General features: G+C 46.2%; 13 protein-coding genes. 6 read left to right on the plus strand and 7 right to left on the minus strand.

Going from position 1 to position 12,983, the window contains the following annotated elements:
* The coding region (locus QUA74_RS19030; protein WP_445302156.1) for a WD40 repeat domain-containing protein at positions 1-440 on the plus strand (440 nt) is incomplete at its 5' end.
* 228 nt (positions 441-668) lie between these two features.
* Here QUA74_RS19030 and QUA74_RS19035 read toward each other — a convergent pair.
* Complete coding sequence (locus tag QUA74_RS19035; protein ID WP_333332235.1) at positions 669-1,874, minus strand: phytochelatin synthase family protein; 1,206 nt, start codon at positions 1,872-1,874, stop codon at positions 669-671.
* Positions 1,875-2,747: 873 nt separating this feature from the next.
* Between QUA74_RS19035 and exaC the strand changes: the two genes are divergently transcribed.
* On the plus strand, positions 2,748-4,268 hold the full coding sequence (gene exaC, locus QUA74_RS19040; protein WP_333332238.1) for an acetaldehyde dehydrogenase ExaC: 1,521 nt from the start codon (positions 2,748-2,750) through the stop codon (positions 4,266-4,268).
* Between the two features lie 276 nt (positions 4,269-4,544).
* Complete coding sequence (locus QUA74_RS19045) at positions 4,545-4,892, plus strand: DUF779 domain-containing protein (RefSeq protein WP_333332241.1); 348 nt, start codon at positions 4,545-4,547, stop codon at positions 4,890-4,892.
* A gap of 256 nt (positions 4,893-5,148) precedes the next feature.
* Here QUA74_RS19045 and QUA74_RS19050 read toward each other — a convergent pair whose 3' ends face one another.
* From QUA74_RS19050 to QUA74_RS19060, 3 genes are all read right to left on the minus strand, one after another.
* A complete protein-coding gene (locus QUA74_RS19050) occupies positions 5,149-6,072 on the minus strand; it encodes an FAD-dependent monooxygenase (protein WP_333332244.1) in 924 nt (307 codons plus the stop codon).
* Positions 6,073-6,086: 14 nt separating this feature from the next.
* Positions 6,087-6,230, minus strand: coding sequence for an FAD/NAD(P)-binding protein (locus QUA74_RS19055; RefSeq protein ID WP_333332247.1), 144 nt, complete (start codon positions 6,228-6,230; stop codon positions 6,087-6,089).
* Between the two features lie 211 nt (positions 6,231-6,441).
* Positions 6,442-6,993, minus strand: coding sequence for a DUF2854 domain-containing protein (locus tag QUA74_RS19060; protein ID WP_333332250.1), 552 nt, complete (start codon positions 6,991-6,993; stop codon positions 6,442-6,444).
* A gap of 80 nt (positions 6,994-7,073) precedes the next feature.
* Between QUA74_RS19060 and QUA74_RS19065 the strand changes: the two genes are divergently transcribed.
* Positions 7,074-7,574, plus strand: coding sequence for a hypothetical protein (locus QUA74_RS19065; RefSeq protein WP_333332253.1), 501 nt, complete (start codon positions 7,074-7,076; stop codon positions 7,572-7,574).
* Between the two features lie 202 nt (positions 7,575-7,776).
* Positions 7,777-7,947: a hypothetical protein gene (locus tag QUA74_RS19070; protein ID WP_333332255.1), complete on the plus strand. Its 171-nt coding sequence runs from the start codon at positions 7,777-7,779 to the stop codon at positions 7,945-7,947.
* Positions 7,948-8,156: 209 nt separating this feature from the next.
* Here the strand turns inward: QUA74_RS19070 and ppk1 are convergent, their stop codons facing one another.
* Positions 8,157-10,340: a polyphosphate kinase 1 gene (ppk1, locus tag QUA74_RS19075; protein ID WP_333332258.1), complete on the minus strand. Its 2,184-nt coding sequence runs from the start codon at positions 10,338-10,340 to the stop codon at positions 8,157-8,159.
* A 125-nt stretch (positions 10,341-10,465) separates the two neighbouring features.
* On the minus strand, positions 10,466-10,684 hold the full coding sequence (locus tag QUA74_RS19080) for a helix-turn-helix domain-containing protein (protein ID WP_006632503.1): 219 nt from the start codon (positions 10,682-10,684) through the stop codon (positions 10,466-10,468).
* A gap of 166 nt (positions 10,685-10,850) precedes the next feature.
* Between QUA74_RS19080 and QUA74_RS19085 the strand changes: the two genes are divergently transcribed.
* Positions 10,851-11,321 carry a hypothetical protein gene (locus tag QUA74_RS19085; protein ID WP_333332260.1) on the plus strand — a complete coding sequence of 157 codons (471 nt, stop codon included), beginning with the start codon at positions 10,851-10,853 and terminating at the stop codon, positions 11,319-11,321.
* A gap of 167 nt (positions 11,322-11,488) precedes the next feature.
* Here the strand turns inward: QUA74_RS19085 and QUA74_RS19090 are convergent, their stop codons facing one another.
* A complete protein-coding gene (locus QUA74_RS19090) occupies positions 11,489-12,877 on the minus strand; it encodes a UDP-glucose/GDP-mannose dehydrogenase family protein (RefSeq protein ID WP_333332263.1) in 1,389 nt (462 codons plus the stop codon).
* Positions 12,878-12,983 lie beyond the last annotated feature (106 nt).

Raw genomic sequence — 12,983 nt, forward strand, 5'->3', positions numbered from 1 at the left:
GTCCCGATGGCTTGACATTGGCTTCTGCAAGCGGTGACAACACCATCAAACTGTGGAACGTGGAAACCCAAAAACCCATCGCTACCCTCACCGGGCATAGTAGTTGGGTCAATAGCGTGGCATTTAGTCCCGATGGCTTGACATTGGCTTCTGCAAGCGGTGACAACACCATCAAACTGTGGAACGTGGAAACCCAAAAACCCCTCGCTACCCTCACCGGCCATAGCAGTTTGGTCATTAGCATCGCTTTTAGTCCCGATGGCTTGACATTGGCTTCTGCAAGCGGTGACAACACCATCAAACTGTGGGTTTGGGATGTCGATAAACTAATGGCATTAGGTTGCAATTGGATTAGCGATTATCTCAGAACCAACCCGAAAGTGACAGCAGAGGATAAACAGATGTGTGCTGATTACCTCAACCAAGAGTCAATCCAATAGGATTTAGGCAAACACAGCCAGCCAGCCAGATGTTCGCCCTACATTTTTTTACCACTACTTCCACTTTTTCCTCTGTCCATTCCTCACTCGCATCAGTCACAACCCTAATATTTCGCTGTGGCGAATCTTCATCCACAACTGCCGCCAGCATCGGATTATTAAATCTTTCTGTTAAATTTTCACTTTTGTAGTTAATCGAGATTTGGGGAGTTCAAAAGGCGGTAAGTGCTAACTCTGAGGGATATTACACTGATGTCCCTTTGAATATAAAACATAAAACTCCTGGAGTGCGGACATTTGTTCTCTCAATCTAGATATCTCTACATCCCAGGGAGGGAGTAGTTTCTCAAGGTGGCGAACCTCACTAAACCACAGTCGTAACTCTGGTTTGAGAGTTGCATAGAGCGTTTCGGGGCACGACAGTAATATTGCGGTTATTATCTCTGCTACGAATGGCTGTTGCGATCGCCACTTCCCTACAACAGGCATTGCATCCCCGTCATCGGTTGACAAGCGTTGGTGAACAATATCAAACAGTGAATTTAACTCAATAGCTGCCCGTAATTTCTCAAGTGTCTCTGCCGTCTCTGACGAGGTATGCACCATAGTTGTGAACTCAACAGGCAAATGGTGCAGGATGGTACTGACAAATGAAGCAATTGAATCAGGTTGCTCTTTTCTCAGAATGTCGGGGAGTATTTCTGCAAAGTAAGTAGCAACACTACGCCACTGATGTAAATCAAAAGCAACATGAAAGAAGGTTTCTGGCAACCTTTCACTCTTTTGCAAAGAAATATAACCTCGACATTGATTAGTTACGGGATCGACAGGTTCAAATGCTTGCCATAACAAAGGCAGAGAAACCCAGTGAGGTGGATATTTGAAACGGGCAACATCCAGCAGAAGAACTAGATCCCGCTTTGGATGATAGCCACCAATTGGTGAAAAGTGACCATCACCCGTTTGTCCCAATACCTTTCGGCTGTAGGAAACAACTAGATGAATATCACCTGACGCCGTAGTCACCTCCTCAACTGCTTGCCGAAAGTTTTCCAAGCTGCTTTGGTGGTAACGGTTAGGTTTTACAACAGCACCGTTGCAACGTGCTATACAGACAAACTCATCAAAGGTGATACCGTTTTCTTTAATGACTGAAAGAGGTAAGCAACAGTCTAAAAATTCCTCTCCATACCATCTCCACACCCCTTTCCAAATGCGACCCGGATCGATGGATAAGGCATTAAGAACAACAACTAAACTACCCAACCCACAAAAAGCGGGTTCTGCTTGAGTGTGAAACTGTTCCGCTAGAGCAAAATACCCTTCCATACCTCCCAATGCCAACGCTTCTCGAAATATTTGCTTTCCCTCTACGGAGGAAAAGGCAATAGCAGAATCGGGGAGTGAACGACGATAAAACCCTTGAGCAGACATTAAGTGTTTTAACCCTTATTGCTTATGGTGCTAATAAATATTATGCAATATCGTCCCATTGATAATGATGAATGCACTTATTAACTATTTTTTTCAATTTTAGCAATAAAACGCTGGGAAGGTTTGACTTTCGGGGTGCAAATTTAAAAAACGTGATTATTTGCGAGGGACGGCTAGGCATCAATGTGATGAAATAATTCGGCAATTTGCCACAGATTGAGCGTTATGCAGCTCGGATAAATCTCACATCTTGCACCCTTCTCAAGAACAGGCAAGATGCCTGTTCCACAAAGAGTGAATTTTCTTGTGGAACAGGCATCTTGCCTGTTCATAAAAAGCTTATTGAGAATGGTGCAATATCTCAGACAAATCAAACTTTTATGAATAGCCTTAATCACGCGAGGTTTTAGAAGAGTCGGCTCAAGAGTTGTAATAGTTGCAATTAATCAAATTTAAGCAGGTGATTTGGATTGGCACTGAGGGGTCGGTGTTCAGGGGATTGATATTGAGGTGGCTGATAACGATATGGGAATTAGCAAATATCTCACAGCGCCACTTTCTGCTCCCTTGTTGGTTGGCATGACCAGCCATTTCGTCAAAAATTACTATCAGTTATCGGATGTTTTTATAGCAGCACAAAGGAGAGCTGCGTCACAGTTAATTGATCGTGTTTACCGTTGGGTGGGGGCGGGTTTTTGAAATGGTTTGTTTTAGCCTGAGATTGTTGGTGAACCCGCCCCTAAAGTGAATGCAAAATATGTGAAAAATGTAAAACTTTGTATATGAACTGACCCAACTTCAGGAAAATAGACGATAGTTGATGTTCAAGAGATTTCAAGCGTTCGCGAAAACAATTTTTAATCAGGTAATAAAATGGTAGTAGCAGCACCTGTTCAATCCGGCAGTCAGTCGATTTTTCAAACTCGCTACGACAACTTTATCGGCGGCAAGTGGGTGCCACCGGTGAAAGGGAAATACTCGGAAAACCTGTCTCCAATTACAGGAAAATCAATTTGTCAAATCCCCCGATCGACCGCCGAGGATGTAGAATTGGCACTGGATGCTGCCCACGCCGCGAAAGACAAGTGGGGTAAGACTTCTCCAGCAGACAGGGCGCGGGTTTTACACAAAATAGCCGATCGCATCGAAGAAAATCTCGATCGCCTCGCCATCGCCGAAACCTGGGACAACGGTAAACCAATTCGCGAAACCCGCCTCGCAGACATACCACTGGCGATCGACCATTTCCGCTACTTCGCAAGCTGCATCCGAACTCAAGAAGGCTCGATCGGCGAACTCGACGGAACCACAGTCGCCTACCACTTCCACGAACCCCTAGGCGTGATCGGACAAATCATCCCCTGGAACTTCCCGATATTAATGGCCGCCTGGAAACTCGCCCCAGCCCTCGCCGCCGGAAACTGCGTCGTCCTCAAACCAGCAGGCCCCACCCCCGCCTCAATCTTGGTACTGATTGAAATCATCGCCGACTTAGTACCAGACGGCGTTATCAACGTCATTAACGGGCCCGGCGCCGAAATCGGCAAAACCCTCGCCACCAGTCCCCGGATTGCCAAAGTCGCCTTCACCGGCGAAACCACCACCGGCAGGCTAATCATGCAATACGCCTCCCAAAACGTCATCCCAGTCACCCTAGAATTAGGCGGCAAATCCCCCAACATTTTCTTTGAAGATATCTGCGCCCAAGATGATGAATTCCTCGACAAAGCAGTCGAAGGATTAGTCATGTTTGCCTTCAATCAAGGCGAAGTGTGCACCTGTCCCTCCCGCGCCTTAATTCAGGAGTCAATCTACGATCGATTCATGGAAAGGGCGATCGATCGCATCCGCCAAATCAAACAAGACAACCCCTTAGATCCGACAACCGCCCTCGGCGCGCAAGTCTCCATCAACCAGATGGAAAAAATCGCCGAATACGTCAAAATCGGTCACGCCGAAGGCGCAGAATGCCTGATTGGTGGCGAAAGAAACATCTTATCCGGCGACTTGCAAGACGGCTATTATTTCCAGCCAACAGTCTTCAAAGGAAACAACAAAATGCGAATTTTCCAAGAAGAAATCTTCGGCCCAGTATTAGCAGTCACCACCTTCAAAGACGAAGCCGAAGCATTAGAAATTGCCAACGATACTCTCTACGGTTTAGGTGCCGGAGTTTGGACTCGCGACATCAACACCGCCTACCGCATGGGCCGGGCCGTTCAAGCCGGTCGCGTGTGGACAAACTGCTATCACCTCTATCCAGCCCACGCAGCATTCGGTGGCTACAAATCATCTGGTATCGGTCGCGAAAATCACAAAATGATGTTAGATCACTACCAGCAAACTAAAAATTTGTTGGTCAGCTACAGCCCGAAAGCATTAGGTTTCTTCTAAGTCATATCAAATCCCGTACAACGGTAATTGATATAATTTATCTGCGTTAATCTGTGTTTATCTGCCCTCATCTGCGGTTAAAAAAAGAGAATTTGTTAAGCGCAGATGACAAGGGCTTGATGCTGATTCACGCAGATGAAGATAAAAGATATCTGAATAATTCCCATGAAGATCGAATGTGATATCATTAGTTCTCAGTGATGAGGAAGAGATAAGAGGAAAGAATAAAAAAATTTTCTTCTTCCTTGTTCCTTGTTCCTTGTTCCTTCTTCTCAAATGGAAACCATCGCAAAAGTCATCGCAACAGAAGCCGCCTTAAAATTAATTAACCATCTCAAAAATCAACACGGAGAATTGATGTTTCACCAATCCGGCGGCTGCTGCGACGGTAGTTCCCCCATGTGCTTTCCCGATGGTGAATTGATCGTCGGTGATGGTGACGTAATGCTGGGCGAAATAGGCGGTTGTCCCTTTTATATTGCAGCGCAGCAATACAAATATTGGCAGCACACGCAGTTAATTATAGATGTGGCATCGGGGCCAGGAGGCAGCGATTTTTCCCTGGAAGGGCCGGAGGGAGAGCGTTTTATTACTCGTTCTCGCTTATTTGTTAATGCTGATTAACTCTCTTTATCCTTAACTTGCCTCCAGTTTCTCTAAAAACATGAATTTGCTTAAGCCTGAAACCCGGTTTCTTTCATGGGAGCGAAAAAACCTATTTTTATTTAAGTTTTTATCTAAGTTTCTCGCGTGGGCTAACGACGACCAATTTTCTGACGAGGGCAAACGCATCTTATTTTTAGAATACTTGCTGGACAAAGGTTTCAGCCATTATTTGAGTTTGGTTGCCCAAAATTAAACCGCTGATAGCGTAAAGCTTTCAGGATTTAGAGGCGTTTGCCCTGATTTGCTGACTAATTTCACGGCTAGTGCGTTGATATTCGTGGACAATCGGTAATCTTTCAGGTTGAAAATTTGCCAGAGCTTCTGCAATATTAGCGCTAGACATGAGATGTCGTGATAAAGACAAACCATCTTCCCAACCTGAAGTCATACCTCTAGCGCGTGTCGGACTTTTCGCGTGAGCCGCGTCACCAATTAAGATAACACGGCCATCATATAGTTGAGGCAGGGGATCAATGTCATAGGAATAACGACAGACAATATTTTCCAAAGGGGTTGACTCAATCACATTTCGCGCATCCTCTGGGAGTTTTGCCAATTCTTGGGGAGGAATAATGATATTAGTTGGTTGTAGTGTGCCTACTTCAAAATCGGCCAGATCCTTTTCCAGAAAGAAACCCCAATGAGTACGATTTGCACCAAGATTAACGAAATTGGCATAAATTCCTCGTTCGCGTACATAAAGCAAATAGTTTCCTTCTGGACAGAAGTTATTATCTGTTACAATTGCTCGCCATACTTGATCACCTAAATAACACAATTCTACACCCGGAACCACAAATTGACGAACCTTAGAAATTATTCCATTGGCACCAATTAACAGATCTCCTTCCCAGTGACTGCCATCTTTAAAGTGGGCGATCGCGCTATGATCGGTTTGGGAGATCGACAATAATTCAGCATTAAAACGAATAGTGTCAGGGGGTAACTCCTCCAGGAGTGCTTCTAAAATAGCTTTGCGGTGTACTAGCATTCCTGGGAGTTCATTTTCCTCATACGTGACGGGTTCAGAATTGATGACATCGCCGAGGAGGTTGCGAAACTCGAATAATTTAACCGGAGCGCCTGAGTTAATAATTTTCTGGCTAATTTGAGGGTTGCCTTGATGAAGTGCTTGCATACCTGCTTGTACGATCAGGATACCCAGCCATCGGTGCGCGGATGGGGTGCTTTTTCAAACAAGTCAACTTGAAATCCTTGTTCAATCAGCAAAATTGCTAGATAAACTCCTGATGAGCCGGCGCCGATAATACCTATCCTGCTTTGGGACGAAACCATTTGTGCTTCTCCGGATTTAATATTGCCGATCGCTTTTCAAACACTATTGTAATAAAGGAAAATCCAATTGGGGCGATCGCTCAATTGCGGATTGAGCTTTTGTTGATAGCGACAGGTTTCACGCTGTCGCTAAAATCAGTATCTGAGCCGATGCACGATTAATTATTAATTGGCGAGTTCAAAATTTACGCACTCAAAACTTAAGACTACTTTAAGCTTGAGTATTTTTAATTAAAGCCAATTCAATTTTGTCACCAGCCTTTTGAGTCACTTGTGCGCGCAAACCAGGCCCAAAAAAAGTAGCTATTTTGTCTTGCTTTTCTTCCCATAAGTCGATCGGGATTAGTGGCGAATAAAACTCTAGAATTAACCCATAAGCACCATCAACATTAACTTCCCGCAACCCTTGGAGGAGGGGCCGTTCCTCGTCTGTTGGGGCCAGGCCCAAGCGCTCCAAAGCATCATCTAAGTGCGCGGGTTGGCCGTAGCGAAATCGGGTAATATCTTTGCGGACTTGGTTTTGAGTATCGGTGGCTTGACTTTCTCGCAGGAGAAGAACTTCGGGAGAAGTCGGTTCCGTGAACTCCACTGGTTCGAGTTCAGCCGCTTTCAGAGCCAAACCTCCGAGCAACAGCGGAATTCCATAAAAAAAACCGGCTAGGTTCAGGGTAGGTCTATCTGTGAAGTAAGCTCCGAACCCGACTGCTGCTATAATACCGCCCACAACTAAGGCTAGGTTTGCTAAAGAAATTTTACGTAACATATTAGTGAGGTAAGTAGTCGGACAGAAATAATATACTTTAATTATTATCTGTCAAAAAGTCTTGAATAAATTTAGTTTTTTTGCCAAAAGACCTGCAAAAACTGCTAGCATCTATGAGCGCGGGAGCGGTGTGCATCCACAGTCTTGTCTATAGCTTCAGAAGCTTATCCCGCCGGACTCGCCCGGGCGCGCCATCGGTAAATATCCGTGTTAATTGCGCGGCGTTGGTTCCAGAAGGCAATCGAGATCGGCAGTATCATCAAAGTATACAGAGTGGCGATCGCGATCGACACTCTTGCCCTTTCAACCATTTTTCGGACATGATTAAAGACGAAGACAAACAAACTGCTGGAGCAAACAAGGCGGTTCTGGAGCAGATTAACTCGCTCAAACGCGAAGATGAAAGGCTTTATAATATCTTAGCGATCGATGTCTGGGCCCTAGCCAAGACGATGGATGAATATCAACCGGGATTTTGGGCTGCTTTTATGAAAAACCGGGAGAAGGCCCTGAAGCGATTTTTAGCTGGAATGATGAAAAATAAACCCGCAGATACCAAACGTCCGCCTTTTTTGCGCTAACATTTGGTTGAAGTTTGGCTGAAGTTTTGATGTACAATCAAACTATAACACAGACCCAAAAACCCTGAGCAGGTTCATCACTTTCCCTATAAAAACAGTGAAGGATGTGCCCATAAAGGTAGGTCGGTGAATTAAGAATCTCCGTCTGTTCGCAGAGGGGAATGTCAAATATTTTTGTTAATAGTAGCAAAGGCAAAAAACCATGGATGCACAAACACTCAAAGAGCGCGTAGCAGAGATCGAAGTCAAGCGGGAATCCCTCGTGCGGCTGTTAGATCGATCGGACTTGGGAGCACTGAGAATAGATGTGAGTCAGGCGATCGAAGAAATTGACGATCTCTTAGAAGAATTCAAGCGTACTTTTAACAGTTAAGTAGTCATTAGTCAGTAGTCATTAGTCATTAGTTGTCAGTGGTCAGTAGTTGTCGCGCATTTAATTGGGATAGTTATGTTAGTAAAAATCTTGTGGGGTGGGCCCCAGAACCCGCCCAAAAAGTGAAAATTAAATGCAGTACAGCTTAATAGCTAACAAGAACGGACAACTGCTCACTGCAAATTTGACAACTGACAACTGACAACTGACTAATTCATCACCATATCCATCAAAATTTGCTGAGAGCTCACTTCCGGGCAATTAGCAGGCGGCCGCCGCTGAGAGTAGTGTCCGGACGGCTGCAAATCCCAAGCTTGGCGGTTGTCAGCCAGCATTACTCCCAAAATTTCTTGCAATTCCTTAGCAATTGTTGGGTCTTCCACCTGAACGATCGCCTCAACCCGTCTTGTGAGATTGCGCTGCATCCAGTCAGCAGAACCAATATACACCTCTTCGTCGCCACCGTTGAAAAAATAAAACATCCGAGAATGCTCTAAAAAGCGGCCGATAATACTGATAACTCTGATATTTTCGCTAACACCTTCAACGCCGGGACGCAAACAGCAAATCCCCCGAATAATCAAATCAATTTTGACTCCCGCTTGCGAAGCTTCGTACAAAGCAACAATGATTTGAGGGTCAACTAAAGCGTTCATTTTAGCGACAATGCGACCACAGCTACCGATTCCGCCTTCGGCCTGCAAGCGGCAGAATTCGGCCTCGCGGCGGATTAAAGCTAAAAATCGATCGCGCATATTGACCGGCGCTACCAATAATTTGCGATAAGATACCTGCCGCGAATAACCCGTCAAATAATTAAACAAATCCGTCAAATCTGATCCCAAATCCTCGCGACAACTCAACAAACCCACATCGGTATACAGTCCGGCTGTTTTGGGATTGTAATTGCCGGTGCCGATGTGGACGTAGCGCCGGATGTAATCGTCCTCCCGACGCACTACCATCACAATCTTTGTGTGGGTTTTGAGTCCCACCAAACCGTAAACGACGTGGACTCCCGCTTGTTCTAACTTGCGAGCCCAATTAATATTATTTTCTTCGTCAAACCTAGCTTTGAGCTCTACTAAAACGGCTACCTGCTTGCCGTTTTCTGCTGCTTCAATTAACGCGCTGACGATCGGCGAATCTCCCGAAGTGCGGTATAAAGTCATCTTAATCGCTAACACAGAGCGATCATGCGCCGCCTCAGTAATAAACCGCTGTACCGTCGCCGCAAACGAGTGATAAGGATGGTGCAGCATCAAATCCCCCTGCCGGATGGTCGTGAAAATATCCTCGCCATCTTCAGCATCCAACCTCGATTTGTCTAAAATCCTTGCTGGTTCCGAGTTCCGCAAGCGCGGTGGCACAACCGGAGTCCAAGGCGGGTCTTTCAGTTCCGGCACCGGTAGCCCCACAAAAGACATCAAATCCTTGAGGCCTAGCAGCCCCTCTACGACGTAAACATCTTGCTCACCGAGATCCAGCTCCTCCATGAGCATATCTCGCAGCGCAGGCGGCATAATCGCTTGAATTTCCATCCGCACCGCAGAACCTCCAAACCGGCGCTTGCGGAGCTCCTGTTCTATTGCCAGCAGCAAATCCTCTGCCTCATCTTCCTCCACCGTCAAATCGGAATTGCGAGTAATGCGGAACGGGTGATATTCCTCAACGTCCATCCCCGGAAACAAAGCTTCTAAATTGTGGGCAATTACCTGTTCTAGGGGCACGCCAGTCCAAACTGGAGATTTGCCCCTCTGCTGCCACTGCAAATCCCCCGGCAGCGGCAAAAACCTAGGCAGCACCTGCGGTACTTTGACGCGGGCAAATAATTCTTCGCGCGTGTCGGGGTCTCTGACTACTACTGCTAAATTGAGGCTGAGATTGGAAAGGTAGGGGAATGGATGGCTGGGGTCAACTGCTAGGGGAGTGAGTACGGGAAATACTTGTTCTTTGAAGTAGCGGTGCAAGTAATTGCGCTGTTCTTGATTGAGGTCAATGTAGTCGAGAATGTAGATTTCGCTTGCTGCTAGTTTCGGCCGCAGGGTTTGCTCAAAATAGGCGTGTTGCTGAGTAACCATCGGCAAAAGCCGCTTGTTGAGGGCATCTAGCTGTTGTTGGGGCGTGCGGCCGTCGGAGGTTGATTTGCTGACTTTTGCGTGTACTTGTTGTTTGAGGGCGCCCACGCGCACCATGAAATATTCGTCTAGGTTGGAGCTAAAAATAGCTAGAAATTTGAGTCTTTCTAGGAGGGGCGTGCGGGGGTCGAGGGCTTCGTGGAGCACGCGGTTGTTGAATTCTAGCCAGCTTTGTTCTCGGTTAAAGTAATATTGGGGATCGCTGAGGTTGATTTCGGTGTAGGTTTTGGGGGGGGTCTTTTTTGGCTTGGGCATGGTTTGAGGGAGTCTTGGGGAGGCTCGGTTGATCGCATCTGTGAATTAGTATCGCAGGTTAAACTCTTTGTTCGCATCTGCTTTTGGTCGATCGCTCAAACATTGAATTTAGGCAAAACGTGCAACTATTTTTCTAGGATTACCACGAAATCCTCAATCATCACATCAAAAGTACGAGCCAGCTTGTGTACTGCGGCAAAGTCAACCATTGCCATCCCCTGAGAACGGGCATAATTGCTAATGGTACTGTAGCCCACGCCCGATCGCTCCGCAACTTCCTTGAGCGTCCATCCCTTCTCGGCAGCCAACTCTCGAACCCGCAACCTGACTAAGCCTTTGCTCATATTCACTATTTACAAAATTTTGGATTTAGTATAATATATCAAAAAGCGATCGCCCCCGGTCGGCCAACTAAAGACGATCGCCAGTTAAAATTAATCCCGACAGATAATTTCTGTCGATCGCACTTAGCAGAGATAGATTTAGCTACCACAACCAGATGCAACTACAATGATATCAGAGAATCAGTTAAGATCCTCAGCGATCGGCGCCTCAAAAATTATTCATAAGTCTTCGCTCGTCAATCCGCGATCGAGATTTGTCACCGAAGAAACAGTAGCACTCTTGTTCAACATCTCAACCGAGCAGATTTATCGGATCGAATGCTGTCACAACATGGTGTACATACACGCCAAAGGTCTCAGTCGATTTGTCAGCTACGCCGATTTCCCCCCAATCTTAGAAGTAAAACAACCGTGTTCTCAAGATTTTGTCGCATGGTACAAACGCTGGAAACGGACACAAGCACCAGAATTTTGGACTAAATTCTATACGTACAACTTCAAAGCGGCTGTTTCAGTGGACAGCTTGCTTGAGTGGGGTAAATTAGTCGCTACAGTGAAATCGGTAATTTCTGCCTCAGCGCTGCAACAGCTACGAGATGTTTACGCTCAAGAAAAAACATTGATGGAAAATTTTTAAAGCACGGGGGGCGGAGCAACCCGCGATTGTTGGTTTCCAGCAATATAAAGCAGATTCGAGGTCTATGAAGTACACTCCGCGAGCGAATGCCGTAGGGACACGGCACTGCCGTGTCCCTACCTCTGCTATTACCTTACGGGATACAGATTCTGCTCAAAACTCACCCTTTACCTTCCAATCCCCACATATTGGAAACCAGCGGCTTCTAAAGCCTTTTTGTCTAAGAAATTGCGGCCGTCAATCATCACCGGATGGTTCATCAACTTCGCCATTTTCTCGTAATCTAAATTGCGAAACTGTGCCCACTCAGTCACCAACACCAAAGCATCGCAACCATCAGCCAACCTTTCCGGGTCAGTTTCTACTAAAACTCCCGACAAACCGTGACGCATCCCAGTTTGAGAAACAATCGGATCGTAAGCTTTAACTTTCGCTCCCAATCGGTTCAAACTCTCGATTAAATTCAGCGAGGGAGCATCGCGCAAATCGTCAGTATCCGGCTTGAAAGTTAAACCCAAAAGTCCGACAGTTTTACCTTTGAGAATCTTCAAAACGTGCTGCAACTTTTCAATAGCAATCAACCGCTGGCGTTCGTTAACTTCCACCGCCGCTTTCAGCAAATGCGCCTCGTAGCCGTAATCCTCAGCAGTGTGAACTAAAGCCGACACATCTTTGGGGAAACAAGAACCGCCCCAACCAATGCCAGCTTGCAAAAACTTGTTGCCAATCCGTGAATCTAAACCGATACCTCTGGCAACTTGACTAACATCTGCACCGACGCGATCGCAAATATTAGCAACTTCATTAATAAAGCTAATCTTCGTAGCCAAAAAAGCATTAGCTGCGTACTTAATCATCTCCGCTGAACTGATATCAGTCATCACCACAGGAACCTCCGACAAAGACTGATCTTCTGCAAACTTGCGATCGACAATCGGCCGGTATAACTGTAGCATCATATCCATAGCCCGCCGAGAGTTGCTGCCGAGAACAATGCGATCGGGATTAAAAGTATCGAAAACAGCACAGCCTTCCCGCAAAAACTCCGGGTTGCTAACCACATCAAATTGAACACCCGTTTTGGCTGCGACTTCCTCACCAGTAGCGCCATCACCGCTTTGAGGTTTTTGACGTTCTGCTAAACCGTCTAGTACAATTCTTCGCACCCAATCCCCCGAACCGATGGGCACCGTTGACTTGTTTACGATTACTTTGTAATCGCCGTCGAGGTGAGCTCCAATTCCGCGAGCAACCGCTTCCACGTAGCGAGTATCGCTTTCCCCAGTAGGCAAAGGAGGCGTCCCCACGGCAATGAATAAAATGTCCCCGTGAGCCACTCCGGCTGCTAAATCCGAAGTAAATTCTAAATTGCCAGATTCAGATGCAGAAGACATTAATTCAGACAGTCCGGGTTCAAAAATGGGCGAATGTCCAGACTTCATTAATTTAACTTTTTCTTCGTTGTTGTCTACGCAAATCACGTGGTGGCCGATGTGGGCTAAGCAAGTGCCGGTGACTAAACCAACATATCCTGTACCGATGACGCAAACATGCATACAAATGTCCTCAAAGTTAGTAAATAAATCCGATGAAACAAAGAAGGAAAAACAGTTTGTAGGGGTACTGCCCCTGTGCCTACCCTTAGTGAGGCCTACCACAGGG

This window comes from Microcoleus sp. LAD1_D3, from assembly GCF_036702135.1.
Taxonomy (GTDB): Bacteria; Cyanobacteriota; Cyanobacteriia; order Cyanobacteriales; family Microcoleaceae; genus Microcoleus.